Raw genomic sequence first — 26,758 nt, 5'->3', positions numbered from 1 at the left:
TATGCTTTTCTGTTCACTCCGGCACTTCCGTTAATACTGCAGGAGTGGCGTGCTGCAGCTCCCACATTCTGTGGTAAAGCCCTTCTCTGTTCATGAGATTCTCATGAACTCCCTGTGCCACAATTTTCCCTTTATCAAGTACGATGATGTTGTCGTACTGATCCATGGCCTTCAGTCTGTGGGTGATGGTGATCATGGTTTTGCCTCTGCTGATGGAGGAAAGGGTATCAGTAACCTCTTTTTCAGTGATGCCGTCCAGGTTGGCAGTTGCTTCATCAAGTATGATCATCGGAGCGTTTTGCAACACAATGCGTGCAATGGCGATGCGCTGGCGTTCGCCTCCACTGAGTTTCATGCCGTGCTGGCCGATCCATTCGTCAAGTTTGGATGCAAAGTTGATGAGACCCGCCTGAGAGAGGGCTTTGCGCAGCTCTTCATCAGTTGCATCGGGTTTTGCGAGCAGAAGGTTTTCCCTGATGGTTTCGGCGAAGAGGTAGGTTCGCTGTGATACGAGTGAGATATTTCGACGCAACTCCTCCGGGTCAAGGAGGCTGATGTCGACATCACCGATAGAGATACCTCCTTCTGAACTGTTCCAGAATCGCATAAAGAGGGAGGTGATGGTTGATTTACCTGCACCGCTTGGCCCGACAATGGCAATGTGCTGACCTGCCGGAACAGAGAAGCATATCGAATCGAGCGCTTTCGTGAGGCTTCCCGGATAAGTGAAGCTGAGTTTTTCGATTTTGATGGCACGGTTTGCAGGGAATGGTACCGGCGCTGCCGGGCTTGAGGTTTCAGGTTTGGCATCAAGGATTTCAAAAAGGCGCTTTCCAGCATGCCTGTCAGCTTCAAGATGTTTTACTGCTGCCGGAAGAGGGATAAACGGCTCAAAAGAGGCCATGACCGCAAGCGTTATGACTGCAAGTGAGATGCCGTTCATGGCTCCGGTTGAGACTATCGGTATGAGTGCCCAGAGTATCGTGAGTACTGCGCCGTTCATAAGCAGACCGGTAAGTGACTCCTGCAACCCTTCAACAATGGCGTTTTTTCTCTGGAGCTGGAGTTTGGCTGATTCGACAGAGCGCATCTCCTCAAGATGCCCGGCAAGTCTGCCGTATACCTGAAGCTCCCCGATCCCCTGAATGAGATCAAGCGCAAGGAGTTGCTGATCGGTCTTCCGGTTCATGATACCAACTGAGAGGCCGCGGCCGAGCAGCATGGTAAGGAGCGGGACGCCGATACCGGCCAGCAGGTGAAAGCAGAGGATAAGGAGTGCCGCCTGAAGAGAGTAGGTTCCTGCAAGCACCCACATGAGCAGCGCGACCAGAATAGCGGTGACCGGGGGAGCCAGAACCCTTGTGTATAGGTTCTCAAGGCTCTGGATATCATCGACAATCCGCTGAAGCAGATCACCGCTTCTGAAATGCAGGAGTCGGGCTGGTGCAAGCGGTTCAAGGGCATCATAAAACCAGAGGCGGAGTTTTGCCAGTATCCTGAAGGTTGTGTTATGTGATACGAGCCGCTCGGCGTAGCGCAGCACTCCGCGGGCAAGGCCGAAAAACCTTACGCCGACAATGCCGAGCTGAAGGGCGGCCATCGGAGGCTGCAGTGCTGCCTTTGCGATGATGTAGGCAGAGGTCATCAGGAGGCCGATACCGCTACCGGTTGTGGCAAAGCCAATCAGGGCGGCAAGTGCCATCCACCAGAAGTATGGTCTGACGATAGCGGTCAGTCGAATAAACGTTTTCATACGCACTCCTCCTGCTGCAACTTCAGGGCATCACGGTAGAATCCGCCGGCTTCGATCAGCTCATCATGTGTTCCTTTTCCGGTAATCCGCCCTTTGCTGACAACAATGATCTGTTCTGCTCTCATGATGGTTTCAAGCCGGTGGGCAATAACTACGGTTGTACGCCCTTTCATGAGTTCCAGAATCGAGCTTCGCAGTGCGGCTTCAAGTTCCGGATCGGTATGCGATGTTGGTTCATCGAGTACCAGAAGGGGGGCGTTTTTAAGAAATGCCCTTGCCAGTGCGACTCTTTGAGCCTCTCCTCCGCTCAGTCGGGAGCCCTGTTCGCCAATCATGGTTTCAAGTCCATTCGGCAGTGTCCGGACAAAGCTCAAAAGACCGGTTTTTTCAAGGGTGTCGGAGATCTCTTTTTCCGATGCATCCGCTCTGCCAAGGAGAATATTCTCTTTCAGTGTGGCATTGAAGAGGTATGGGTGCTGCGGTACCCAGGAGATCTCCCGGTGCCACTCTTCAAGAGGAATTTCATGAATCGGTCGCCCGTTCATGGTTATGCTGCCTGAGGCGGGTTCCTGGAAGCGGAGAAGGAGATTGATCAGGGTGCTTTTTCCTGCTCCACTCGGCCCGATGATTGCCGTGGTTTTTCCGGCAGCAATTGTTGCGGTAATGTTGTCGATAGCGGCAACTTCAGAGCCGGGATAGCTGTAGCTCAGATTGTTCAGGATGAGAGGGTACCTGACAAATGGTTCGGCTTGTATTGCAGGCACACCAGGGCTGTGGAGCGGGGCTGGTTGTTCAAGAATGGCAAAAATCTCTTTTGAGGCACTGACACCCTCCATTCCGGCATGGAATTTGGTGCCGAGCTGGCGAAGGGGCAGATAAAAGTCAGGGGTAAGCAGCAGAACGAAAAGCGCAGGCTGAAAGCCGATCTGGCCTTTCATGATACGCAACCCTATCCCGACAGCAATAACGGCGGTACCAATGGTGCCGACCAGCTCAAGCGTCAGGGATGAGAGAAATGCAACTTTCAATACCCGCATGGTTGCCTGGCGGAAGTTCTCTCCGGACTCTTCAATGGATTTTCGCTGCTCCCTGCTCTGTGCAAAGAGCTTGAGTGTTGGCAGACCTTGCAGAACATCAAGAAAGTAGCCGCTCATCCTGCTCATGGTTTTCCACTGCTTTTCAGTCATGGCACTGGCTGATTTTCCGATCAGGATCATGAAGAGGGGAATAAGGGGTGCTGTTGCAAGGAGGATAACCCCTGAAATCCAGTCGTCAGGAAAGATGGCTGCAACGATAAGCAGAGGAGTGAAGAGAGCAAAAAAGATCTGAGGAATATACTGGCTGTAGTAGGCGTCAAGCGCTTCGACGCCTTTGAGCAGTGTTGTGCTGAGCTTTCCGCTTTGCACCGAACGGGTGTAGATCGGTCCGAGAAGCCCCACTTTTTCAGTCAGGAGAGTGAAGAGTTTTTTCCGGATAGTAAGGGTGCCCCGGTTGGCTTCAGTCTGTGAACTCCAGTTGAACAACATGCGGAGGATGCTGAAGAGTCCGAAAAAACCGAACAGGGGGATGAGGTTGTTTATTGCGCTTTTCTGTATAAACGCACCATCAATGATTTTGCTCAGATAAAACGCCTGGGCGATCAGCATTCCGGACGCGATAGATCCTGAAATAATTGACAGAATAAACGGCGCTCGCTCTTTTTTTATGAGTTGAAAAAGTCGCCGGTCAATGTTCATGGTTTATGGTCTTGTTCAGTGTCAAAATCGCACTAAGTCTACATAATAAAAAAGTTCGATGCAACCGATTCACTCCTTTGAGAGCAGGTTGTCAGTATTCAAGTTCCGAGTCTGTTGAAACTCTTTCCCTGAATACCCAGTAGCTCAAGCACTGGGCAATGATGACCAGTGGCGTAAATATCAGTGCCACTACGGTGAGGATGCTGAGGGTGTACTCACTTGAAGAGGCGTTGTATATGGTCAGGCTCCATGCCGGATTGAGGTTTGAAACAAGCACTCTCGGGTAAAGGTTCGTGAAGATGGCGAGTGCGGTAAAAATAATGGCAAGGGCGGTCATGATGAATGCCACTCCGGATCTGTTTTTCTGCAGCAGGACTATAACCGGTGCAAGAGAGAGTAGTGATAGCAGTGGCAGGATGCCCGGTTTTATGGAGGTTACGGTTACGCTGCAGGCGATGCAAACCATCAGGGAGAGTGTGGCCGGAGCCCAGAGCTTTTTTGCGATGCCGATAGCCCGTTCTTTCACTCTGCCGGATGTTTTCAGCGAGAGAAAGAGTGCGCCGTAAAGGGTAAAGGTCAATGCAGAGGCAGCTCCGCCGGCAAGGGCAAAGGGATTCAGAAGTTTGGAGAGAGCTCCGGTATAGTTCCCTGATGCATCAACAGGCACTCCACTGATGAAATTGGAGAGGATAACTCCCCAGAGCAGTGCCGGAACAAGACTGCCGCCAAAGATAATCCACTCCGATACTCTTTTCAGGGCCGGGTTACTGAACTTGCTGCGGAATTCAAAGGCTGCACCCCGAAAAATCAGCGAGAGCAGCATCAGCAGGAAGAGCGGATAAAAGCCGCTGAGGAGTGAGGCATACCATCCCGGAAATGCGGCAAACATAGCGCCTCCTGCGCTTACCAGCCACACTTCATTACCGAGCCAGAATGGGCCGATGGTATTGATAACACTGCGTCGCTCCCTGTCATCACTTCCCATAAACGGGAGGAGAATGCCGGTGCCGAAATCAAAGCCTTCAAGCAGAAACAGTATGGTAAAAAGAAGCGCAATAAATATGAACCAGATCGAGTGTAAATCCATTATGTGAAGTTCGTTACAGTTTATTCAGATGAATCGAGTCCGGCTATGGCATATTTCCTCAAGAGGTAGACATCCGTGAAGGTAAGCACGCTATAAATCACGATAAACACTCCAAGTGAGAGCATCAGTTCAGTGCTGCTGACCACCGAAGCGGGTGAGAGACCCTCTTCGGTTTTCAGAAGACCGAAAACAAGCCAGGGCTGTCGGCCCATTTCTGCCAGTATCCAGCCTGATGAGTTTGCAATCCAGGGTAGAATAGATGACCAGATAATGAGGGTGCCGACTCTTAGCGAAAAGGTATAGTTGCCCTTTACTACCCGGTAGAGCACAAAGAGAGAGGTCAGGAGCATCACGGTTCCAGCTCCGACCATGAATCTGAAACTCCAGTAGGCCGTCACGACGGAGGGGATGTAGTTACCTGGTCCGTACTTTGTTTCATAAGTTTTCTGCAGCTCCCGTATCCCTTTTACCTCGCCTTCAAAGCGGTCATAAGCCAGAAAGGAGAGCAGGCGGGGAATGCGGATGGCAAAAATATCTTTGAGCTCTTTTTCATCCCCTATGGTGAGCAGTGAAAAACTTGCCGGATTTTCGCTTTCCCAGAGCGCTTCGGCAGCAGCAACCTTCATCGGCTGGGTTTTCAGGAGATCCTGCATCTGTGCATGTCCGGCAAGCGTAACGAGAATGGCGCCTGTAACGGCGTAAAAGGCCCCGAACTTCAGGGATGTTTCAAAAGCCTCTCGCTCTGTTGTTGCGCGCACCAGATGCCATATGCTTACGGCGATTACCAGAAATCCTCCGGTGACCACACCTCCGGCAAGCACATGCGGAAACTGCTTCCAGACATGGGGATTGAATATAAAGGCAAAGAAATCCGCCATCTCCGCTCTTGAGCCATCTGCAGCCATTTTATAGCCGACAGGGTACTGCATAAAGGAGTTCGCTACAAGTATCCAGAAGGCAGAGAGGGTGGAGCCGAGAGCGACAATCCAGATTGTGGCGGCATGGAGTGCTTTGGGCAGCCTGTTCCATCCGAAGAGCCAGATTCCGATAAAGGTCGCTTCAACCGAGAAGGCAAGCAGGGCCTCGATAGCGAGCGGTACTCCGAAAATGTCACCAACAAAGCGGGAGTACTCCGACCAGTTCATGCCGAACTGAAACTCCATCACAATACCGGTAACCACACCAACGGCAAAGTTGATCAGAAAGAGATTGCCCCAGAACCTTGCAAGCTGTTTATAACGCTCGTTTCCGGTTTTCACCCAGGCCGTTTCAAGTATAGCCGTAAAGATTGAAAGGCCGAGAGTAAGCGGTATGAAGAAGAAATGAAAAACGGCAGTGAAGGCAAATTGAGTCCGTGCAAGAAAAAGGGTATCCATAAAACAATATTGAAACTGAGCTGTGGCCATGAGTGCACCACTATAAATCTATTCCGCGATCTGATTGCTTTGTTTTGTTTCCGACAGTGTCGGAATACACTCTACTGACAGGGAGTGGACTCACTACGATCCAGAGTGGTACCAAAGGGGTTACAGTCTGTACGCGGATTCTTGTTTTAAAACAGGTTTAAAATAGTCTGTTTTTCTTTAATAACGTAATTTATTTTCTGTTGCATCCTGTCAAGCAGCAGGAAGATGCTCTGAAAAGGGAAGATAAACATTAAGAGGGAAAACGACGAAAGGGAGCGGTAAAATGCCGGCCACTCAATAGGGCCATACGTGACCGGCTCATCCATATGTGCAGTTCAGATCATCTCCTTATGGTCACTCTGCCGTACTCCTGGCCCATCAGCAGGTGTTTAAAAGCACCACTGCTCTCTTTCGGAGCTGTAAGGTTGAAGTCAACCTTCTTTTGAAAGAGCATCACGAAGTCTGAGCCGCCGAAGAGGAAATAGCCGAGCATATCACCCTTTTTAACAGTAGTGCCGACCTTGACACCCTTTTCAAAATTAACGGAGCAAACCTGCGACATGCCGATCGGCAGCAGTGCTACCACTCCATATTTCGGGGTATCGATAATGACGCATCCACGGGTCTCAATATTCTGCCAGCCGGGGGTGTTGGCATCAAGCATATATTTTTTCGTGCCGGGATCCCATGTCAAATAACCGCCAACAGCATCATCGCTCTGAATAGTACGAACCTCTTTTATGATTCCTTCAAGCGGAAAATGGTAGCGGTGATAATCGTTTACATCAAGAAAGGTGTGCGTCAGTGTTCCACCTGCAAATGCATGTTTGTATGCACTCCCTTCACCCACAAGCGCTGCTACGGATTTGAATACCCCGGACTTGATAACGACACCTTTTTTAGCAACAATATTGGACTCTTTGTCAATTCTCCATACACCCTGGGGCTTTGAGTCGGCAGGCGAAGCTATGATTGACTGGTCAGTCGGGGCTGCAATCGGGCGCTGATCGGGCGATTTCAGATAGCGCGCAAAAAAGTCGTTGAATGTTTTCCAGTTTGAGGGATCCTCATACCACCCTTTGTTCAGACCGAATCGATCATCCTCCAGAGCTTTTTTGTAGTATGCATCGTTCCATGACCCCTCCTTGCTTAAATAGAGCCCCCACTCCTTTGTGAAGTTGATCAACCAGGTTCGATAGGGTTCATGGTACTGCAGTGAGTTATTGTAGTACCCTTTTCCTTTTAATCCGGCAATCGGCTGATCGTTGACGAAGTAGAAGTAATCAAGACTCTGATCAATCTGGTCGTAGAGCGATGACCAGGGTATGTTCGGGATGATTGACCAGGGCATTGCTTTTGCCGCCCAGTCGATAAAGTTATAATACTCCTCCAGCGTCCTGACCGGGTTGGTTACCCTGTCCGGATTGATTTTTGTCGTTTGTTCAATGGACTCGACGAGCATAGCTTTCAGTTCGGCGTTATGCTCCACCATGGTGATCAACTGCTCGGTTGTCGGTTCATGCTTTGCTGCTCCTGAGGTGATCTCCCCGGCAAAAGCACTGAAACTTAAGCAAGAGCACAGGGTAGCAACAGAGAGTAACCTGACCAGGAAATTGCTCTTTTTCATACATCGTCTCCGTTTGAAATATGTGGCTGCATCAGTAATGCCTGATTAAACTTCACTTTTATTCTGAACTGTTGCAATGGATGCAGCAGTTCGATTTTGCGCAAATTCGGTCAGTGGTTCGGTCAAGCCTATGTCCTTAAACCGCGCAGCGATGCGTGAACCCAGTTTTTTTTGGGTATGATCCGTTTCCGTGACAGCACTCCGTAGAATCTGACCAANCTCTTCTTCTAAACTCAAACCGTGCATGGTTGCAAGCTTTTCAAGAAGTGAACTGGTATCATCATCGATTTGACATACAATAAGTTGAGTCATGAAATTCCTCCAGATTTAACAAAAGAAATACGACCTATCCCAAAGAGTGTCATCACCATAATCTGTGAGTTCAAATATATCCCTGATGGTCGTTAGTATAAAATACGTTAAAAATATGATAGCGTGATCTGAAATGATATGTGAATGAGAAGGGGTGTGTAAAAAATAGCTGTTCGATATGTAGGAAAAAATTTGCTATTTGATTTTAAGGTGACCACAGCAAAGGTGGGCACTCTAATCACGACGGACCATAGACAATTATGCAACTACTTCTTGAAGTGCCAAAGAATCTGCCTGATGCAGCGCAATGCACACCGCAGCAATTCATACAGGAAGCCAAGCTGGCGATGGCCATTAAACTTTTTGAAATGAAGCGGCTCTCCTCCGGGATGGCTGCAACATTTATCGGTATGAGCAGAGTAGAGTTTTTGTTTGAACTGCACAGGTACGGTGTCCCGATAATTGACCTGGATCAGAACGAACTTGCCCAGGATCTCAGCAATACCTGATCAAGCAATAGGATGCGTGAGCATGGTATCTGGCTCAGCCAACAAGTCATTACTTTTGCCCTGACGCACTGAGTTCTACTGCATGCTGCAACCGCCAAGAGCAGCAGCTTTTGCTTCTTCCCAGCTTACAACATCGTCGGGGTTTGCCGAAAGGTCTTCGATGCGGCGGTCAAGTTCTATTTTTTGTTCTTCTGTCAGCGAAGGGGGCACTTCCTTTTCTATTCATAGCCATACAATTCATTCAGAAATGTTGGTTCTTGTTCTTCAAGTCCTCCTGTTTCTTCAAAGTGTTTGAAATATGTTTTCACATCAGACATCCCCAAGCTATTCGTATAGTTTTCTGTCAACAAAATGGCATGTTCAATTAGACCTAAGATATCAGGCAAGATTTTGACATAATTATCCCAGTAGTAGCCGGATCCTTTCAAGCTGATTCCCAGTAAGGATAATCGAGGCTGTAGAGGGGATAGATCACAATGAGCATAAAGCTGATCTCTCTCGGTTATAACTTTATCATGAATCATTTTCGGAGCAGGAGAGCCAATATCTTTTTTAATGCAATATTTTACACCCAATCTTCCTCGACTTTTTGTGAATGGACGAGAGTAGCACATGAAAGTGTCCCTCAAAAGAGGCATACGTATTGACGGGTCTGTTTTCTGGCGATCTATAAGCAGTTGAATTGATATCTTGGCATCCGCAAAACTCTGAGAAACAAAATGCCTGTAAAATGAATATCGCTCCTCTTCTTTCATGAAGGAAATCCACAAATCAAGCGCTTCTGCCCACTCGACATTTCCTCGGCAGTATTCAAGTGTGGAATTGGATAAGTGCAATGATTGTTTTTTAGGTTTATTATCCATGTAACGCAGTACATGATGTCGCCAATTACTGTGAATGCGATATTGAACCCGAGGATCGTTCATGTTTGGTTAATGGTATGCTGTTTAGTTAAGTGCGCCAATATTTCCTTGGATTTAGCTTCTTTCTCCCTTGAGTAGTTGATGCTCATTTCGACGACTTCTTTTACAATATTTTGAAGAAGTTGGTGGTTGTATATCGAAATGCGATATCCCTGTCCATGACCAGAGTGCCGTATCTCTGCCCATTTCTCAGGAGGCGGGTAAATGCAAGAATGAGAACGGTTGTAGGCTGCGATCTCTACCAAACCTTCGCCATCTTCAATGTAGCGAAGCTGAACTCTGTTGTCTTTGAACTCGTAATTCTTAAAGTAAATATCGTATGTGTTATACTGATTTTCAGCGTGACCGTTGTGTTTTTCGTAGTAGGCATCAAGTCTACAGGCGCATTCGCTGACGACAGCATCGGTCGTTTGGTAAAGGAATTTACGATCCAGTAAACCACCGATTGCTAACTTGATTTTTCGGAAGAACGTTGGCATTATTCCTTATGGTATTTTTCCTTTCCTCAAGCAGGGAGAAGCGATTGCTATAGCTGCAGCTATAGCTTGTTATTCATAATGAGTCCACATGCGATAGACCTTGATTGTCTTGGTCTCTTCAATAACTTCATACACAAGGCGATGTTGTTTGTTAATTCTTCTACTGATCAATCCCTTCATGTCACCTTTTAAATATTCAAATTCAGGAGGATATTTATAGGGATCATCCCGGATGATATTGATTAATTGCAGAGTTTTCTGTTTCAACCCACACGCACCCAGCTTCTTTGCGTCCCTTTGAGCTTGGTTCATAAACAGTATGGTGTACATCACCACTCCAGCTTATCAAGTGTCACTCCATTTTCCGGGGGTTCGTTTTTAGCTTCGTGGAGGCTTTGAACCATGCCATTGATGCTTCTGAGATATTCATCATCACTTACATACTCGGATTGTTCGAGTATTTTTATTTCACTTGATGTAAAATGCTCAAGTAACTGGATAAATTTTTCGTTGACGCTATCATCAATTTTCAGTGTTACGGTTTTCATCGTATTCTCCCAGGAATTATTGCCAGACTATCCGGATGAATAATACGCAAATTTCAAATCGCGTAAAACAACAGGACAATATTACCTGTTATCGCGATTGCGTAAACAATCACACAGTTTGACGTATGCGATACGCCCCTACAGTGCCGATACAATAAACCATACTCCTGTGGCAATCATAATCAGGCTGGCAATGCGGTAGAAGCGTTTGCGGGTGGTTTGGCTGATGGTGTTGACCGCCTTTCCGACCAGAATCAGGGCAGGGGCGGTACCGATGCCGAAGAGGAGCATCATGAGGGCTCCCATGAGCATTCCGGCAAAGGGGTTCTCCGCATCCATGGCGGCTCTGGCGGAGGCGAGCAGGGCGGTGTAGGTGAGGCCGCAGGGAAGGAAACCGAGGACGATGCCCATCGGGTAGTAGCTGCCGATTGAGCGGGGAACCCTGAAGAGCGACATGATTTTTTGTATCACGCTGCCACCGGGGGTGCAATTTCTGCTGTTAGCGGGCAGTGGCAGCCACTCTGCTGTCGAGAGCCCCATGAGGATAATGGAGAGCCCGGCAATGATCATGATTACCCTCTGCAACGTTTCTATTGATGCAGCAAGCAGCAGAAACGAACCGGAGAGGCCGACAACTCCACCGAGGATGGAGTAGGTGGTTATCCGTCCGAGGTTGTAGAGCAGCAGGTGGAGCAGACCCTTTCGGGTTTCACCAACCGAGAGGGCACCGACTACCGGGCCGCACATGCTGATGCAGTGGCCGAATCCTCCGGCCAGTCCGGAGAGCAGTATGGCCAACAGTGGAGCTATAGTCATAGGGGCATCTCTATTAATTTGTTCCGCGATTCGATTGCTTCGTTGGCCGGTGCTCGGAAAAGAGATCAGGGCAACCACAAGGGATTGCCCCTACATAATTTCGTGTGATTTCGTTAGTTTCGTGGTTCAAAAATCCTCAAACCGCTCACGACAATTTATCGTGATGCCCGGTTTGTTTTTTTTCTTCCTTCTTTGCAGTTTCGGCTGTTTTTGCCGCTACATCATCATCGTCAAGCATCCGGTATTTGGGTGCTTCGGGGTCGTCAAACTGGCCGCTTTTTACTGCCCAGATAAAGAGGAACCATGCTGCCACGCCGACAAACAGACCGATACCGATGAGAAAAAATGTGGTGAACATGGTTGTGCTGTCAAGTTTTTTTCAATCGAAGAGAGTTGCTCACCACTACCAGCGAGCTTGTCGCCATGAGCAGTGCGGAGATGATGGGGTGCAGCACACCTGTGACGGCAAGCGGCAGGGCTGTCAGATTATACGCAAAGGCCCAGAAAAGGTTCTGCCGGATGACGGAAAAACATTTTGATGAGCTGTCAAGCAGGGTATTGATGAGCCTGAGGTCATCCTTAAGAATTGCCACACCTGCACTTTCGATTGCGATTCCCGATGCCTGGCCGACAGTGACTCCGGTATCGGCTTCGGTGAGCGCTGGTGCATCATTGATTCCATCTCCAACCATCATGACACACTCGCCCTTTGCTTTCAGCTCCCTGATAACCGCAGCTTTTTCGAGCGGGCCAAGAGCTGCCTGAACATCGGTTATACCGCATCTGGCGGCGATATAGTCGGCGACTCCCCGGTTATCTCCGGTCAGAATCTGAATCGAGAGACCTTTTTTGCGTAGCCCTTCAATGAGAGGCAGGGCATCGTCACGCAGGTCGTCAATCAGGCCGATCACTCCGGCAAGCCCGCCATTGCAAGCAACCAGTACCACAGTTTTTCCTTCGGTTTCAAGTTGAGCAGCAACTGAATGTTCTTCAGGAGTGATTGCAACGGCCTCCTGTTTCATAAAGGGTTCTGATCCTGCAAGCCAGGATTCGCCGGCGATCATGCCTGAAACTCCTCTGCCCGGTATTGCCCTGAAGTGATCAACCTTCAGCAGTTCACCACCCTTCCATGCGCCGACAATTGCCTGAGCTGTCGGGTGTTCCGAAGCGGCTTCAAGCGATGCTGCGTGCTGCAGAAAAGCGGGTGAGCGTGCAAAGTCATGAAGATCGGTTATGGAGGGTTTTCCTCTTGTAATGGTGCCGGTTTTATCAAGTACAACGGTGGTTGTTCCGGAGAGGGTTTCAAAAATGTCGCCTCCCTTGATGAGGATCCCTTTTCTGCCTGCTGCGGTAGTGGCAACAAGAATGGCGAGGGGTGTGGCCAGACCGAGGGCACAGGGGCATGCTATAACGAGTACGGAGACAGCGTTCAGCAGGGCTGTAACGGTGCTGCCGCTGGAGAGTTTCCAGTAGAGAAAGGTGGAAAGCGCAAGCAATATGGTTACCGGTACGAAAAAGCCTGCGGTCTTGTCGGCAATGTTCTGTATTGGCGCTTTGCGGGCCTGTGCATCTTCAACGGTTTTGATGATTCGGCAAAGCAGGGTGGTGGATGCATCGCCGGTGACTCTGAACAGGAGACGTCCGTTCATGGAAAAGCTCCCGGCAAAGATTTCGCATCCCGGCTCTTTCAGAACGGGGCGGGACTCCCCGGTAAGCATTGATTCGTTTACTTCGGCTTCGCCCTCAATCACCATGCCGTCAAGCGGTATCCGGTCGCCGGGGATTACCTCTATCCGGTCGCCTGGATTGATAGCAGTAAGCGGTACAAGAGTGGTTTGGCCGAATTCGGTTACCAGAAGAGCCTCCTGCGGCTGGAGTTCGGCAAGCCGGGCCATGGCGTTGCCCGCCTTGAGGCGTGAACCGGCTTCCAGAAAACGGCCAAGCAGGATGAACGTGATGATCATGGCGGCACTGTCAAAAAAGACCTCTCCTCCGAGGGGTATCATGGCAATGCTGTAGAGATAGGCCGAGAGTGCTCCGAGTGCAACAAGAACATCCATGTTGAGCGTCATCCGCTTGAGCGAGCGCCATGCGCTTGAAAGAAACGGAAAGCCTGAATAGAAGAGTACCGGTGTGGCAAGAGCCCAGGAGACAAGCTGAAACGCGACTCTGTAACGGGACTCCATACCCTGGAAAAAACCGGCATAGAGCGCGGCAGAAAAAAGCATGAGCTGCATGGAAAAAAAACCGGCAGTTCCGAAGCGGAGCAGCAGATCCTGCTTCTCCTCTGCAAAAACCGTGCTGCCTGCATTTATATGAGCGGGATGTGGCAGATAGCCGATATCGCGGATGGCATTCAGGATGGTGTCGAGCGATGTTTTCCGGCCACTCCAGACGATGACTGCCTTGTGGGTTGCATAGTTGACTCTTGCTGAAAGCACCCCATCAACTTTTGCCAGAAACTTCTCGATCAACCATACGCATGAAGCGCATCGTATGCCTGAAAGCAGAAGCTCAATGCGGTATTCATCGCCCTCAATGGTGACGGTATCGGTGAAGTGGGCGGTCTGGAGTTTTACTCCGGTTTCCGGAGGGCCCGGCTGCCAGTCGCAACGCTGCCGGTAAAATGCATCAAGCGAGTTGCTGTTAACAAGCTCGTAGACGCCAAGACATCCCTTGCAGCAGAAATATCTCTTCCGACCGTCGATCAGCGCGGTTATTGCCGATTGTAATGTGGTCTGTTGAAGGCAGTGATCGCACAGCACCTTTTCGGCAGAGGAGGAGTCACTTGCTGACATTGAAGATAAATGCCGGATTGTCAAGCGTCGCAGAAAGCAGTGTTGCCTGCCAGAGTGTTCGACCGCTCATGCATCGGACGATAACCCCTTTTCCCCTGTAGGTACAACCGGCTGTTCTTGCAAGAGTGACCTGGTTTTTGCCCATCATCATCCCCGGCATGCTGAGATCAAGCAGCAGCTTTTCGGGGAGTGCATCGCATGGAGCAATGGTTACACTGAACGAGAGCTCCTGCATCGGGCTTACCGGTTTCGGCTCAATGTCGATGGTGACGGTTCGCCCTCCCGAAACGAGCGTGCAGGGGCCATTGTTGATGTTGCACTCCAGCTCTTTTGCCCGGAGTGTATTTCCTGTGCTCAGCAGCGATACAAAGAGCGCCAGAGTTGCCATACCTTTTATTGTATGTCGGAAAACCATTTTTTGCTGGTGATGAGTTGTTGTTGTTGTTTCAGGTCAATTCGTGCAAACCAGACCCCTTTGAATGGAATTTCAGCAGTCGCCCTGTAGATTCCCGGAGCCTCTTCCCGCATGGTTATGGTGGAGTCATAACCGGTTGAAGAGAGGTTGCCGATGAAGAGCGTCAGATTTGCCTGCTCAAGTGGTTTTCCCTTTGAGGTGATGGCAATTCTTATCTCGTTTTCTCCCCTCTTCAGTGCTGCTGGCGGCTGGATTGCAATACCAAGTCGCTCTTCTGCCGCCTTTGCCTGAAAATAGCCTTTGCTGTTCTCATAATAGTTGTTATCCACCAATCCCTCGGCATCCCTGAACGCCACATAGACGCCGCACCCCATGGCAAAGAAAAAGAGAGGATAGATGATGTAGAAAAAGAGCTTCATAGAAAACCGGCCTCCCTGTTAATGATGATCCCATTGCCGGAAATTTTCAGATGAAGCCGCTCCAGGGTTCCGGTCGATTTAACCAGAATAGTTCCATGAAGTGCTGAAAATGGCTCCACATTAAGGGTTTGCTCTCCAATAAGGGTTACTCCGGTGTCAGGGGATGTAAGATCAAGCGTCAGTTTTTCCCCTCCGTTGTTATGGATAGTGAAGGAGTAACGGTTCAGACCCGGTGGCAGTGATGCATTGTCACGGATGAGAAGAAAATCAACCGGCGGACGGCTCAGAAGAAGCATGCCAAGAGCAATGGCAGTGACGACTGTTACGCCACCGAGCCAGAATGTTTTCGGACGAACGATGCGTCCTTTATAGTTCGGGAAGGGAGGAATATGCTTTTTTTCTGTCATACGCAGGCAGGCGTCAATACACTCGGCGCATGCAATGCAGGCCTGACTCAACCCTTTTTTGATGTCGATGCCGACAGGGCAAACATGAACGCACGCATCACATTTCATGCAGGTCGCATCACGCGAAACATCATACTCAATGACAAGGGTCTCCCTGTCGAAAAGCACATTCTGCAGCATGGCGTAGGGACAGATTGAGGTGCAGAACCCTCTGCCGAGAAAGGCCAGTTCAAGGTAGATCAGCAGCCAGAGTACCAGGAAAAATGCGGTGATTGTCGGCTCTGTAAAGAGCGTTCTGAATGTCTCTGCAGGTGGAACAAAGTACCAGATCAAGGTAATTGAGACGAGGGCAGTGAGTGGAACAAGCGCCAGTTTCTGAATGGTTTTCCGGTGTGTTTTTGCTCCCGAGATTGTTTCACTCAAATCAAGCAGGACGGTCTGGGGGCAGAGCCAGCCGCACCAGATCCGGCCGAAAATAATGGTTACAAAGCCTGTGAACAGAAGGACAAAGAGGGTGGCGGCAAGAATAAGATAGAACTCCCGCATCCATATTACCGATCCGAAAACATGAAGCTTGAGGGTTGCAATGTCAAAGCGGAAGGCGCTCTGGCCGTTTATCTCAAGAAACGGCAGGCCGGTCAGGAAGACGGCCTGCATGATTGCCACAACGTTTCTCTTTGTTTTCCACAAAATGAGAGGCTCCCGAGTTTGCAGAGGTTATGGTTTTCTCAGGGTTTCCAGATATGCTATAACCTTGCTGATCTTTTCGGCTCCGATTTGGGGAAGAAAAGAGGGCATCCCGTTTGGTCTCCCTTTGGTAATTGTTTCGTAGAGATCAGTCCGGGCAGAGCCGTATTTGAGTTTTGCTGCGGTAAGATTGGGGCCGATTCCTCCGGTTGCATCGGCATTGTGGCATGGAGCACAGGTGGAGGCAAAAATCTCCTTTCCATCCTCAATGGCATCGTTGTCCCCGGCATAATCCTTGACCGTATCCGTTGTTACCGTTTTGGATGCAGCAGCCATCTCCTGTTCATACTCCTTGTAGAATGACCATCCCGAGATGGCCGGGGTATAGGATACCGTGTAGCCGACGAGAAAGATAACTCCTCCGAAAAAAAACAGCAGCCAACCTTTGGGGATTTTGTTATGGCCATCCTGGGGCTCACCGGAATCATGCATTGAGGTCTCCTTTTAAAGATCTGTTTGAGCTGTTTCGAGGTTTCACTGGTCGTCATCAAGCATGTTCTGCTTAGGCTTTTCGACCTTCTCTTTTCGCTTTGGATTGTAGTAGTAAAAAATTATTCCGGCAAGAACAGTCGCCAGAGCGATGGTGAAGATGAGGTATGCTACTCCGGAAAAATTCATTTATTGGCCTCCATGTTTTTTACATCCCGTCCAAGCTTCTGGATGTAGGCAACGAGGGCATCCATCTCCGTAAGCTCCTTCTGCAGTTCTGGAGGAGTCGCCTTGTCGCGACTCACTTTTGATGGATAGTTATCATTGGTCACCGTTGAGCGGTACTGGTCGATCTGTTGCTGAACCTCGTTTTCAGAGTAGCCATAACCGAGAACCGATGTTTTTTTAAATGAGTTAGCCGTGTCAAGCCGGTTATTTGCAAGCCAGGCATAGGGAGGCATATTTGATTTTTCAAACATGGCCTGCGGACTCCGGAAGTGGGTGTAGTGCCATGAATCGGGATATTTGCCTCCAACCCTGTTCAGGTCAGGTCCAGTGCGGCGGGAGCCCCAGAGGAATGGCCGGTCATAGGCGAACTCCTCCGGTTTTGAGTATTCGCCGTAGCGCATCACCTCTGTCCGGAGTGGCCGTACGGTCTGGGTGTGGCAGTTGTTGCACCCCTCACGCATATAGATGTCGCGTCCCTCCTGTTCAACAGCCGTGTAGGGCTGGATATAGGCACTCACCGGCTGCGTAGAGGGCATGAAGAGCGGAATAAAGACGGTTACGGTTGTGCCGATCAGGATGACAACGGTTGCAAGCAGTGCGAAAACAACCGGTTTTGAAGTGATCCCCATGATTACAGCTCCTGTTTGTTTATTTGTCGGTTATGCTTCAGCCTGACGTGGTTCCTGGCGTACGGTCATGACCAGATTCCAGACGAAGATCAGGATACCGATAAAGAATATGAGTCCGGCGGCAAATCGCAGTTGGTAGTAGGGATAGAGCGATGCAACAGTATCAAGAAAGTTGTACATCAGTGATCCGTCAGGGTTGGTGGCCTTCCACATTGCTCCCTGCTGGATTCCTGCGATCCACATGGCGGAAGTCCAGATAACCTGACCAACCATCATAAGCCAGAACTGTATGTTTGCAAGTTTGATGCTGTAGATCACCGTGTTGGTGATGTTCGGAATCATATAGTAGAAAGATGCAGAGACTATCATGGTGACCCATCCCATGGTTCCCATGTGCACATGCCCTACGACCCAGTCGGTATAGTGGAAGAAGGCATTGATGGTTCTGAGTCCCTGCAGAGGTCCCTGGAGGGTCTGGAGACCGTAAAAGGTTATGCCTGCGATGAAGAATTTGACCAGGTAGTTGGAGCGCATCTGATCCCAGTTGCCCTGCAGGGTGTAATAGCCGTTGACAACTGAACCCCATGATGGTGCAATCATGAAGATGCTGAAGGCCATCGCGACGGTCTGGATCCATTCCGGCAGGGGTGTGAGCATGAGATGATGTGCTCCGGTCCAGAGATAGGCAAAATTCAGTGCCCAGAACGAGACAATGGAGAGGCGGTGGCTGTAGATTGGCAGACCCGTTGCCTTGGGAAGGAAATAGTAGAACATTGCCAGTATCGGAACAGTAAAGACGAAGCCTACAATGTTGTGGCCGTACCACCACTCCACATTGGCATCGTTTGCTCCGGAATAGACGGTGTAGGATTTGAAGAGGGTGACGGGTATTTCAAGATTATTGACTATGTAGAGGATCGCAATGGCAACCGTCATGGCGATGATGTACCAGAGAGAGATGTACATCTGCTTTTCGCGGCGCTTGATGAGTGTTCCAAAGACGTTGACGGCAAACATGACCCAGAAAATCACCACACCGATATCAATTGGCCACTCCAGCTCGGCATACTCTTTTGTGGTATTCATTCCTGCAAAGAGGCTCAGGGCTCCAAGAGCTATGATGGCATTGAAAAAGTAGAGGTGTGCCTGTGCCAGACGGGGAAAGGCAAGAGGCGATCTGGTCAGTCTCTGGAGCATATAGTATGATGCAGAGAACACTCCGGCGAGAGCAAATCCAAGCCCCAAACCGTTGGTATGGACTACACGGAGACGTCCGAAACTGAGCCAGGGTGTGATATTCAGCGCCGGATTAAACATTTCAAATGCTATCCACAGTCCGACCAGAAGGCCGATGACCAGCCAGAATACCGCTGACCAGGCAAAACCGCGAACAGTTTTGTAATTGTACACTACTGCTTCATTCATGCCTTACTCCAGTTCTTTTTTGCGCCTCTGTTCATTATTTCGCACTGTGTGACACAGTCGAAAGGTAGAGCAAACAAGAGAGGTGCTCTTGGTGAAAAAGTATAGAGAGGGAACGGGGTGAACAGTTTTTGAAAGTTCACTTTATACTGTAAATGTAAGGAGAAATAGTGATTTAATCATGGGAGAAATAAAAAATCCGGATTGGTGTTATCCGGATTTTTTATTGATGGGATCTGCTCGTGTGAGGAAATGTTACTGTCCAAACAGCGTTTTAAGCTCTTCGACATAGTTGCCGACAACAGCCTTTTTGTCAGTGATGATGCCGCGGAGGAACTTGCCCGGAGTGACATCAAAGGCGTAGTTGAGTACAGGTGTGTCGGGCATAGCTACCTGTGTACCGAAAATGGTTCTCAGCTCATCGGCATTCCGTTCTTCGATCGGGATGTGTGTCCCGTCAGGAATGGTAATGTCTATGGTTGATACCGGCGCGGCAATGTAGAACGGCAGGTTGTGATGGTAGGCGCTGATTGCATGGGCGCAGGTTCCGATCTTGTTGGCAGTGTCGCCGTTGGCAGCAATCCGGTCCGCACCGACAATGCCGAAATCAATCATGCCTCTCTGCATCAGGAATGCCGAGGAGGAGTCGGAAATAGAGACAAACGGTATGCCGTCGTGCTGAAGCTCCCATGCAGTCAAACGAAGTCCCTGAAGAAGTGGACGGCTTTCGGAGGTGATGACACGCTCGATAAGCCCCTCCTGCCAAGCAAGTCTGATAACTCCAAGCGCAGAACCGGTGCCGCAACAGGCAAGGGTGCCGGTGTTGCAGTGGGTCAGTACGTTGAGTTTTCGTTTTTTCAGGATATCGGCAAGGTCAATTTTGATCTGGTCAACACCGTGGCGCGACATCAGATCGCAGTTGGCAATCTCGTCAAGATGGATTTTCTTTGCAGCTTCATTCATTTTTGCAAAGAGCACGTCAATCGTATCGGTCGCGAAATTATCGTCATAGACCTGTTTCAGACGGGCAGAGGCAAAAAAGAGGTTGACCGCAGTCGGCCTTGAGGCTTCAACATCCGCGATTAGCGTTTTGAAGAAGAGAGGGAACTCCTCCTTGCTACCCTTGAAGCTGTTGATGCCGAGAATGATCGTATAGGCTGCCGCAACACCAATCAGGGGTGCGCCCCGAACCGCAAGGGTCTTAATGGCTTCAATAGCCTCCTGATGGCTTTTGGTAGAAACATACTCCTCCCTGAGCAGCAAATACCGCTGGTCGAGGTAGTGAAGGGTGTCGTTACTGAACGAGATGGCGTCTATCATGATTATCAAAAAGGGTTAAAGATTTTCAACAACGGACTTGAAGATCGCGGTCATTTTCGGTTCAGCCTGGTTTGAAACCTCGATAATCTCTTCAATGCTGACTGATTTGAGGTTATCAGGGAAACACTCGTCGGTGATGATAGACATTCCGAACACCTCTGTTCCCTGGTGGACAGCAGCAATAACTTCCGGCACCGTGGACATGCCGACCACATCTGCGCCGAGGTTTCTCAGCATGCGGTATTCAGCGCGGGTTTCAAGACATGGTCCGGAAAGAGCGATATAGACACCGCGCTGAACCTTGAGTTTAAGGTCAAGAGCAACTTTTTCGGCCAGATCAAGCAGCCTCATGGAGTATGGTGCGCACATGTCGGGGAAGCGTGAACCGAGTTCCGGATCGTTGGGTCCGATGAGGGGATTGCCGCCAAGCAGGTTGATGTGATCGTCGATCAGCATGATATCGCCTTTTTTGTAGGAGGGGTTCAATCCGCCGCAGGCGTTGGTGATGCCAAGCGTTTTAACACCAAGGTGTTTCATGACTCTGATCGGGAAGGCAATCTGCTGCATGGTGTAGCCTTCATAAAAATGGAAGCGGCCCTGCATGGCTACTACTTTTTTCCCGGCAAGGGTTCCAAAAATCAGTTTTCCATGGTGGGTTTCAACCGTTGAGATCGGGAAATTCGGAATGGTGCCATAGTCCAGCGAAAACTCTACCTTGATCTCCTTTGCCAGTGCGCCAAGTCCTGTTCCAAGAACAATACCGACAGGGTAGTTATCCTGGGTTTTTTTTCTGATAAAGGCAACTGCTTCCTCGATTTTTACCTTCTGTGAGATCATGGTAGGTCAGGTTTACTGGTTAATTGACTAAGAGATAATTAAAGACCGATCTGATTCCTCTGTCAGAAAACGGCAAAGAGCCGAAACCGGGAGACTCTTTTCCTTCCCCTTGAGGCATCTGGCGGCAGGCGTTAACTGCCTGTAAAATTTGACTCGTAATATAATCTCTTCAGATGTCAGATAAAAATGCGGGAGAGCTTCTGCTGTGTATTCCTGATTCAGCGCCAGCCGAAGATGGAGGACCCAACACGAATCATGGTGGCACCTTCATTAATTGCCGCTTCAAAATCTCCGCTCATGCCCATGGAGAGTTCAGTCAGCTTTTGTGGATGAGGGGCGATTTTTTTTAACGATTCAAGCAGCAGGCGAAGAGTGCGAAACTCCCTTCGGGCTGATTCGATATCGGGAGAAGCGATGGTCATCAGGCCCCGGAGCGTGATGTTCGGGAGTTTAAAGAGGGATTCTGCCGTTGAAAGCAGCTTATCCGGCGGCATGCCGTACTTTGACGATTCACCGGAGGTGTTGACTTCAAGGAGGTAGTCGATCTGCAGGTTGTGTTGCTGTGCCCGTTTTGAAAGCTCTTCAGCCGTTGAGAGTTTATCGATACCGTGAACGAGCGTTACTTTATCGATGATTGAGCGTACCTTGTTCGATTGCAGATGGCCGATAAAGTGCCAGACAATCGGACTGTTTTCAAGAATGGGATCCCCGGATTTTTCCAGAAACTCCTGGACATAGCTCTCTCCGAACTCAAGCTGACCGGCATCAAGAGCCTCTTTTACCTGCGCTGCCGGTTTGGTTTTAGTCACAGCGATCAGACGAACAGAATCCGGCTGCCTGCCTGCTTTGATGCAGGCAGCCTTTATCTGTTCACGTATGGCCTCAAGATTTGCTGCAATGCTTTGCATGAGTGGTTCCGCTTATGACTGTACAGCCGGAACAATGGTCTCAATGATGACCGGGACAAGCGGGTTATCATTGGGGTCGGTTTTAACAACGGCAATTTTATCCACTACATCAATACCCTCTTCTACAATGCCGAATACGGTGTACTCTCCGTCAAGAAAGCCGTTATCCTTATGGTTGATATAGAACTGGCTGCCGGAAGAGGCTTTCTGGGGATTGTTATTGCGAGCTGCAGCAAGTGTCCCTTTTTTGTTCGGATGGCGGATTTCAGCAGGTATCTGCTGTGACGGACCGCCGGTCCCATGCAGTGCACGCTTCTCCTCATGGCGCGAGAGAGGATCTCCGGTCTGGATCATGAACCCATCGATAACGCGGTGAAAGCGGATGCCATCGTAGTAGTTTTCGCTGACAAGTCTGGAGAAGTTGTCGCGGTGAAGGGGGGTGTCGTCATAGAGGGCGATGGTGATATCGCCAAGGCTCGTCTTGATAGTGAATTTTTCGGGCATAGGAACGGGTAGTTAAAAGATGTGTTGATTAAAGTTTTCCTGAAACCTGCCAGAGTGATCGTTGTGCAACAGCTGCTGCTGTTGAACCGGGATAATCGGCTATGATTTTTGTATAGAGTTCGGCTGCTTTTTTAATCTGGTTTGTCTGCTGGAGACTTTCTGCAGACTTGACAAGATATTGTGCCTTGAGCACTTCATTTTCAGCCTTTTTTGATGCCTCCTGGTAGCTCTCTGCCGCCTGAACAAACTGATTTCTGTTGATATAGCAGGCCCCGGCACCGGCAAGTGCGGCCGCCGCAAGGTCTTTGTTGGCAATAGATACTGTTTTGAAGGTATTCAGGGCACTTGTATAGTCGCCGGATAAGTACCAGGCATTGGCAAGCAGCAGGGCGGCCATATTGCCACTCGGTGTTCCAGCGTATTCGGCTGCAATTTTTTTCAGTCCCGGAATTTTTCCTTCTCCATTAATTGCTGCGCTGAATTTGCCGCTGTCAAGAAACGGCGCCACCCTCGACAACTGGAGTGATGCCTGCTGTTCGTTTGCCTGTCGCTGCTGCATCCAGAAATAGGTGCCGGCACCGAGACAGAGCAGGAGGAGAACAACGCCGATGAGGGCGTTTTTATATTTTATGGCAATGTAGAGAAGATTCTCTTCTGCTGCCGGTTTAACCGTTTGAGGAGCCTGTGTAGTTGTTTTTATATCGTTCATAACTGGTTTTTCTGGTTGCTGCTTCGGTTGTGTTCGGGTGATTTCGAACCCGCTGTTCCGGCCACAAACCTAAGCAAGTTTGCATGAATTTCAAAACAATGTAATGAGGTCCGGGTTTATGGCAGTTGTGATTGTTTCCGCACCGCTCAAAGTGCCGGTAATCTAAACAATTCAATACTATTCTCTGCTATCCGTTTCGCGGTCTCATGCAGCGTGATCCCGCGGATTTCGGCTATGGCGGCGGTGACGAACCGGACATAGGCGGGCTCGTTTCGTTTTCCACGGAAGGGGAGAGGCGCAAGGTAGGGAGCGTCGGTTTCAGTGAGAAGATCATCCAGTGAAACCTCCCTGATAACGTCAGGAAGCAGCGACCGCTTGTAGGTTACTGTTCCGGGAATGGAGAGCTTGAATCCCATTCTGATGCACTCTCTGGCAATAGTTGTGTCACCAGAAAAACAGTGCATCATGCCGCGAAGTGATGAGTGTTTCTCTTCGGAAAGGATGCGCAGCATATCCTCCCAGGCATCCCGGCAGTGGATAACAACAGGAAGGTCAAGTGTTCGGGCAACTCCGAGCATCTGGCGGAACGCATCCTGCTGGGCGGCTTTGTTATGATCAGGGTAGTGATAGTCCAGTCCGATCTCGCCGATGCCTGCAACTTTCGGTGAGCGGGCAAGTGATGCAAGTTCCGCAAAGATCTCGCTATCTACAGGACTCGAGGCTTCATGAGGGTGGAGTCCGACGTTGGCATAGATAAAATCATATCCGGAGGCAAGTTCAATAGCTTTCCGGCTTGTCGGAACATCAATACCGGGATCAATCAGCAGTCGAACACCTTCACGGCAAAGTCGTTCAATGATCTCTTTCCGGTCATTATCGAAATCAGGAAAAGAGAGATGAGCATGAGTATCAACCAGCATTGTTCTGCTCTCTTGCTGTTGCGTCAGGAAAGACCCGGTTATAAAACAGGATCAGGATGCAGGCACCTGTGGTGATGGCGGAGTCCGCAACATTGAATATGGGCCAAAGGGATACCCAGGTTCCGAAAATATTGCCGTGATAGAGGTCGAAATAGATGAAATCAACGACATGACCGATGCTTACCCGATCAATCATATTGCCGATTCCTCCTCCGACGATGAGGCCGAAAGAGAGAAGAAAGAGCGGACTTCTGTTTTTGGAGCGAATAACATAGAAAACGACAGTAGCGGTTATCAGGCCGGTCAGAAGCAGGAGGACCGCCGGTGGAGCAAATTCAACACCGAAGGCAACCCCTCTGTTTTCAGCATAGGTCAGGGAGAAGAGGTTCGGGATGATGGTGAAGGTTTGACCACTGTCCCGAAGCAGCGAGACTGCAAGTTTTTTTGTCAGTTGATCAGCAGTGATGACAAGGAGAATAAGGGAGAGAAACAGTTTCATTTTCAGGAGGAATAAGCGTGTTAGTTAGTCAGGTGGTCAGTTCAGTCGTTCTCTTTCTGTTTGATCTCCTGCATGATCACTTTTTTTACGGCTTCTACAGGCATCGCCTTGCCGGTCCAGAGCGCAAAGGAGAGTGCGGCCTGACCGATCAGCATCTCAATGCCTGATATGGTTGTGGCACCCTTGCGTTTTGCCTCCAGGAGCAGAGGGGTATCAAGAGGGTTGTACACCATGTCATAGACAATCTGACCCTTGTGAATCAACTCCCGGTCGAGGGGAACAATACTCTCTGTTTGGTCATTATTGCCACCCTTTGTGCCGATCGGCGTGGCATTGACCATAACGGCACAGCTCCGCAATTGCTCTTCTACGAGACGCTGATGGCAGATTGTCACCAGTTCCTTGTATTCATACCCGTCAAGCATCGCTGTTGCCTTTTCAGGATCTCTCGCATATACCATGATCTTACGCGGAGAGAAAAACAGCCTGAATGCCTCAATGGCTGCAAGTGCAGCGCCACCACAGCCGAAAACAGAAACCGGATTTCCCTCTATCAGGCTTGCATAAGGTTTAAGCGGTGTTGCGAATCCTTCAATATCGGTATTATGGCCGGTCATTTTGCCGTCACGAATAATGATGGTATTGACCGCACCGATTGTTGCCGCTTCCCTTGAAAGCTCATCAAGAAAGGGGACAACCGTTTTCTTGTAGGGGATGGTTACGTTGAACCCGGCTATACCAAGAGCTTTTGCGCCCCGGAGCGCATCGCCGATCATTTCAGGATCAGCAATGTTGAAAATGGTGTAGCAGTAGGGAAGATCGAGCAGTTCAGAGGCGGTGTTATGAATAAGCGGAGACCAGGAATAATCAACTGCACGGCCGATAAGGCCAAGGATTTTTCTTGTTTTCGTCATGCAGGTGTTCCGGTCTGTATGTGATCATGAAATGCCGAGCATCCGCCTGACGGAATCCTGCTGGTAAAGTTCCGGAAAGGTGCTCTGGAAGAGCAGTTTTTTATCCGGATCGATCTTGAATGCCTTGCTCAGCGCTTTGAGCGTGCTGAGTTTGTCGCCCATTGCAAAATAGGCGGCAGCAATTTCAAAATGGGCTTCGGCTGAAAAGGGCTGAAGTTTCAGTGATTGCTGCAATGCATCAATGGAGGCATTGACATCACCCGCTTCGCGGAGTACCATGGCAAAATCAACCCATATCTGGGGGCTTTCGGGATCAATCATGATGATCTCCCGATAGGTAGATATGGAGTTTTCCAGATCATTGAGATTATACTCGATTTCAGCCTTCAGAAGAAGAAACTCAATGCTCTCCGGCAGGGCCGTCAGTGCCTGGTCAATGGCCGAAATGGCCTCTTCATACTCTTCAAGAGCTTCATGGCAGCAAGCAAGAGCAAACCATGCATCGGTAAACTCACTGTTTATCTCAATACAGCGGCGGTAGCAATGAACAGCTTCGCTGTAATCCTCAAGCTCTTCATAGGCTATGCCGAGATTATAGAGCGCATTGATATCATCCGGCTCCTGTTCAAGGGTTTTGATGTAGCTTTCGGCAGCCTCCTCGATACGACCGGTAATGGCAAGAACATTTGCCCGGTTGTACCATGCGGAACTGAAATCTTCGGAGATGGCCAGACTCATATCGTAGGAGTCAAGCGCTTCGTCGTAACGCTTCATTTTGCTCAGTACAAGACCATTGTTGTACCAGGCATTGATATTATACGGATCCTGATCAAGGGTTTTGCGGTAGCATGAGGTACTCTCTTCAAGTTTGCCGAGAATATCCTTGCAGTAGGCAAGTTCATACCATGCGTCTGAAAATTCGGCGTCAAGCTCAAGAGCCCGTTCAAAGTCCTCTTCAGCTTCAACAAAGCGTTCAAGGCGCTGAAGGACTATTCCGCGGTAGTAATGGTACTCCTTTTCAATGGAGGAGTCGATAATCATTTTTTCAAGCTCTTCAAGCGCCTCATCAAGATGTCCGGTATTGAACCAGGCAAGGGCAAGATTAAGAGCCATTTCGCTGTCTGAAGGGCTGAGAACAACCGCTTTCTGAAAAGCTTCAAGCGCCTCTTCAAAAGAGCCATTGAGAGTCAGGCAGTTGCCAAGGTGGAACCAGGTCTCGGTATTATAGGGAGTAATCTCTTCAAGACGACGAGCTACCGCGAGAGCCTCAATCACGAAGCCGTCCTCATTGTACTGATTGAGCCGGTCAACCAGCTCTTCTGAGTCAAACATCGCATCAAGACCATCAAGGTCGGGCACTTCCTTTCCTGACGGATCCGATTGGCTATGGCGGTGGTTATCGTCAAAGAAATCAGGCAGGTTCATAAGTAATCATAAGAGTTGCTCTATCGTCCATC

At 49.5% G+C, this 26,758-nt stretch carries 30 protein-coding genes; 1 reads left to right on the top strand and 29 read right to left on the bottom strand.

What is annotated here, in order from left to right:
• Positions 1–13: 13 nt before the first annotated feature.
• The 5 genes from cydC to CFERDRAFT_RS00565 form a co-directional block, all read right to left on the bottom strand.
• The gene (gene cydC / locus CFERDRAFT_RS00590; protein ID WP_006365234.1) at positions 14–1,753 is read right to left on the bottom strand and encodes a thiol reductant ABC exporter subunit CydC; all 1,740 of its coding nucleotides are present in this window, start codon (positions 1,751–1,753) and stop codon (positions 14–16) included.
• The gene (gene cydD, locus CFERDRAFT_RS00585) at positions 1,750–3,489 is read right to left on the bottom strand and encodes a thiol reductant ABC exporter subunit CydD (RefSeq protein WP_006365233.1); all 1,740 of its coding nucleotides are present in this window, start codon (positions 3,487–3,489) and stop codon (positions 1,750–1,752) included. Before cydD ends, cydC begins: the two co-directional genes overlap by 4 nt.
• 91 nt (positions 3,490–3,580) lie before the next feature.
• Positions 3,581–4,576 (bottom strand): cytochrome d ubiquinol oxidase subunit II, encoded by a 996-nt coding sequence (gene cydB / locus CFERDRAFT_RS00580; RefSeq protein WP_006365232.1) that lies wholly within the window; start codon positions 4,574–4,576, stop codon positions 3,581–3,583.
• A gap of 20 nt (positions 4,577–4,596) precedes the next feature.
• Positions 4,597–5,952, bottom strand: a complete 1,356-nt coding sequence (locus CFERDRAFT_RS00575) for a cytochrome ubiquinol oxidase subunit I (RefSeq protein ID WP_040432806.1) — start codon at positions 5,950–5,952, stop codon at positions 4,597–4,599.
• Between the two features lie 370 nt (positions 5,953–6,322).
• Complete coding sequence (locus tag CFERDRAFT_RS00565; protein WP_006365230.1) at positions 6,323–7,609, bottom strand: phosphatidylserine decarboxylase; 1,287 nt, start codon at positions 7,607–7,609, stop codon at positions 6,323–6,325.
• A 572-nt stretch (positions 7,610–8,181) separates the two neighbouring features.
• On the opposite strand from CFERDRAFT_RS00565, the gene CFERDRAFT_RS00555 reads away from it, so the two are divergent.
• Positions 8,182–8,430 (top strand): UPF0175 family protein, encoded by a 249-nt coding sequence (locus CFERDRAFT_RS00555; RefSeq protein WP_006365418.1) that lies wholly within the window; start codon positions 8,182–8,184, stop codon positions 8,428–8,430.
• Positions 8,431–8,505: 75 nt separating this feature from the next.
• On the opposite strand, the gene CFERDRAFT_RS11825 is transcribed toward CFERDRAFT_RS00555, so the two are convergent.
• The 24 genes from CFERDRAFT_RS11825 to CFERDRAFT_RS00445 form a co-directional block, all read right to left on the bottom strand.
• Complete coding sequence (locus CFERDRAFT_RS11825) at positions 8,506–8,640, bottom strand: addiction module protein (RefSeq protein WP_198002373.1); 135 nt, start codon at positions 8,638–8,640, stop codon at positions 8,506–8,508.
• Positions 8,641–8,648: 8 nt separating this feature from the next.
• Entirely contained in the window at positions 8,649–9,293 is a 645-nt protein-coding gene (locus CFERDRAFT_RS00550; protein ID WP_156777948.1) for a hypothetical protein, read from the bottom strand.
• Positions 9,294–9,352: 59 nt separating this feature from the next.
• A complete protein-coding gene (locus CFERDRAFT_RS00545; RefSeq protein WP_040432803.1) occupies positions 9,353–9,832 on the bottom strand; it encodes a hypothetical protein in 480 nt (159 codons plus the stop codon).
• Positions 9,833–9,901: 69 nt separating this feature from the next.
• The gene (locus CFERDRAFT_RS00540) at positions 9,902–10,162 is read right to left on the bottom strand and encodes a Txe/YoeB family addiction module toxin (protein WP_198002372.1); all 261 of its coding nucleotides are present in this window, start codon (positions 10,160–10,162) and stop codon (positions 9,902–9,904) included.
• Positions 10,162–10,380, bottom strand: coding sequence for a hypothetical protein (locus CFERDRAFT_RS00535; protein ID WP_040432801.1), 219 nt, complete (start codon positions 10,378–10,380; stop codon positions 10,162–10,164). Before CFERDRAFT_RS00535 ends, CFERDRAFT_RS00540 begins: the two co-directional genes overlap by 1 nt.
• A 138-nt stretch (positions 10,381–10,518) precedes the next feature.
• Positions 10,519–11,196: a sulfite exporter TauE/SafE family protein gene (locus tag CFERDRAFT_RS00530; protein WP_006365229.1), complete on the bottom strand. Its 678-nt coding sequence runs from the start codon at positions 11,194–11,196 to the stop codon at positions 10,519–10,521.
• Between the two features lie 145 nt (positions 11,197–11,341).
• A complete protein-coding gene (gene ccoS, locus CFERDRAFT_RS00525; protein WP_006365228.1) occupies positions 11,342–11,554 on the bottom strand; it encodes a cbb3-type cytochrome oxidase assembly protein CcoS in 213 nt (70 codons plus the stop codon).
• Positions 11,555–11,564: 10 nt separating this feature from the next.
• A complete protein-coding gene (locus tag CFERDRAFT_RS00520) occupies positions 11,565–13,994 on the bottom strand; it encodes a heavy metal translocating P-type ATPase (RefSeq protein ID WP_006365227.1) in 2,430 nt (809 codons plus the stop codon).
• Positions 13,981–14,382: a hypothetical protein gene (locus tag CFERDRAFT_RS00515; RefSeq protein ID WP_232209717.1), complete on the bottom strand. Its 402-nt coding sequence runs from the start codon at positions 14,380–14,382 to the stop codon at positions 13,981–13,983. Before CFERDRAFT_RS00515 ends, CFERDRAFT_RS00520 begins: the two co-directional genes overlap by 14 nt.
• 5 nt (positions 14,383–14,387) lie before the next feature.
• Entirely contained in the window at positions 14,388–14,828 is a 441-nt protein-coding gene (locus CFERDRAFT_RS00510; RefSeq protein ID WP_006365225.1) for a FixH family protein, read from the bottom strand.
• Positions 14,825–15,892: a 4Fe-4S dicluster domain-containing protein gene (locus CFERDRAFT_RS00505; RefSeq protein ID WP_232209728.1), complete on the bottom strand. Its 1,068-nt coding sequence runs from the start codon at positions 15,890–15,892 to the stop codon at positions 14,825–14,827. The genes CFERDRAFT_RS00510 and CFERDRAFT_RS00505 overlap by 4 nt, the downstream gene beginning before the upstream one ends.
• A gap of 60 nt (positions 15,893–15,952) precedes the next feature.
• The gene (locus CFERDRAFT_RS00500) at positions 15,953–16,414 is read right to left on the bottom strand and encodes a c-type cytochrome (RefSeq protein ID WP_006365223.1); all 462 of its coding nucleotides are present in this window, start codon (positions 16,412–16,414) and stop codon (positions 15,953–15,955) included.
• A gap of 42 nt (positions 16,415–16,456) precedes the next feature.
• Complete coding sequence (locus CFERDRAFT_RS11820) at positions 16,457–16,600, bottom strand: cbb3-type cytochrome c oxidase subunit 3 (protein ID WP_083791461.1); 144 nt, start codon at positions 16,598–16,600, stop codon at positions 16,457–16,459.
• Positions 16,597–17,268 (bottom strand): cbb3-type cytochrome c oxidase subunit II, encoded by a 672-nt coding sequence (locus CFERDRAFT_RS00495; protein ID WP_006365222.1) that lies wholly within the window; start codon positions 17,266–17,268, stop codon positions 16,597–16,599. The genes CFERDRAFT_RS11820 and CFERDRAFT_RS00495 overlap by 4 nt, the downstream gene beginning before the upstream one ends.
• 30 nt (positions 17,269–17,298) lie before the next feature.
• Positions 17,299–18,693 carry a cbb3-type cytochrome c oxidase subunit I gene (locus CFERDRAFT_RS00490; RefSeq protein ID WP_006365220.1) on the bottom strand — a complete coding sequence of 465 codons (1,395 nt, stop codon included), beginning with the start codon at positions 18,691–18,693 and terminating at the stop codon, positions 17,299–17,301.
• A gap of 252 nt (positions 18,694–18,945) precedes the next feature.
• Entirely contained in the window at positions 18,946–20,010 is a 1,065-nt protein-coding gene (gene mtnA / locus CFERDRAFT_RS00485; protein WP_006365219.1) for an S-methyl-5-thioribose-1-phosphate isomerase, read from the bottom strand.
• Positions 20,011–20,025: 15 nt separating this feature from the next.
• On the bottom strand, positions 20,026–20,847 hold the full coding sequence (locus CFERDRAFT_RS00480) for a purine-nucleoside phosphorylase (RefSeq protein WP_006365218.1): 822 nt from the start codon (positions 20,845–20,847) through the stop codon (positions 20,026–20,028).
• Between the two features lie 218 nt (positions 20,848–21,065).
• On the bottom strand, positions 21,066–21,755 hold the full coding sequence (locus CFERDRAFT_RS00475) for a YggS family pyridoxal phosphate-dependent enzyme (RefSeq protein WP_006365217.1): 690 nt from the start codon (positions 21,753–21,755) through the stop codon (positions 21,066–21,068).
• A gap of 12 nt (positions 21,756–21,767) precedes the next feature.
• A complete protein-coding gene (locus CFERDRAFT_RS00470; RefSeq protein WP_006365216.1) occupies positions 21,768–22,259 on the bottom strand; it encodes a peptidylprolyl isomerase in 492 nt (163 codons plus the stop codon).
• Positions 22,260–22,287: 28 nt separating this feature from the next.
• Positions 22,288–22,968, bottom strand: coding sequence for a tetratricopeptide repeat protein (locus tag CFERDRAFT_RS00465; RefSeq protein ID WP_006365215.1), 681 nt, complete (start codon positions 22,966–22,968; stop codon positions 22,288–22,290).
• Between the two features lie 146 nt (positions 22,969–23,114).
• Positions 23,115–23,888: a TatD family hydrolase gene (locus CFERDRAFT_RS00460; RefSeq protein WP_006365214.1), complete on the bottom strand. Its 774-nt coding sequence runs from the start codon at positions 23,886–23,888 to the stop codon at positions 23,115–23,117.
• Positions 23,878–24,387, bottom strand: a complete 510-nt coding sequence (gene lspA, locus CFERDRAFT_RS00455) for a signal peptidase II (RefSeq protein ID WP_006365213.1) — start codon at positions 24,385–24,387, stop codon at positions 23,878–23,880. The genes CFERDRAFT_RS00460 and lspA overlap by 11 nt, the downstream gene beginning before the upstream one ends.
• 41 nt (positions 24,388–24,428) lie before the next feature.
• Positions 24,429–25,301 carry a shikimate dehydrogenase gene (locus tag CFERDRAFT_RS00450; protein ID WP_006365212.1) on the bottom strand — a complete coding sequence of 291 codons (873 nt, stop codon included), beginning with the start codon at positions 25,299–25,301 and terminating at the stop codon, positions 24,429–24,431.
• Between the two features lie 24 nt (positions 25,302–25,325).
• On the bottom strand, positions 25,326–26,726 hold the full coding sequence (locus tag CFERDRAFT_RS00445; protein WP_006365211.1) for a tetratricopeptide repeat protein: 1,401 nt from the start codon (positions 26,724–26,726) through the stop codon (positions 25,326–25,328).
• Positions 26,727–26,758 lie beyond the last annotated feature (32 nt).

The sequence above is a fragment of the Chlorobium ferrooxidans DSM 13031 genome (assembly GCF_000168715.1).
Classification (GTDB): domain Bacteria; phylum Bacteroidota; class Chlorobiia; order Chlorobiales; family Chlorobiaceae; genus Chlorobium; species Chlorobium ferrooxidans.
This window is presented reverse-complemented; position numbering and strand designations above follow the sequence as displayed.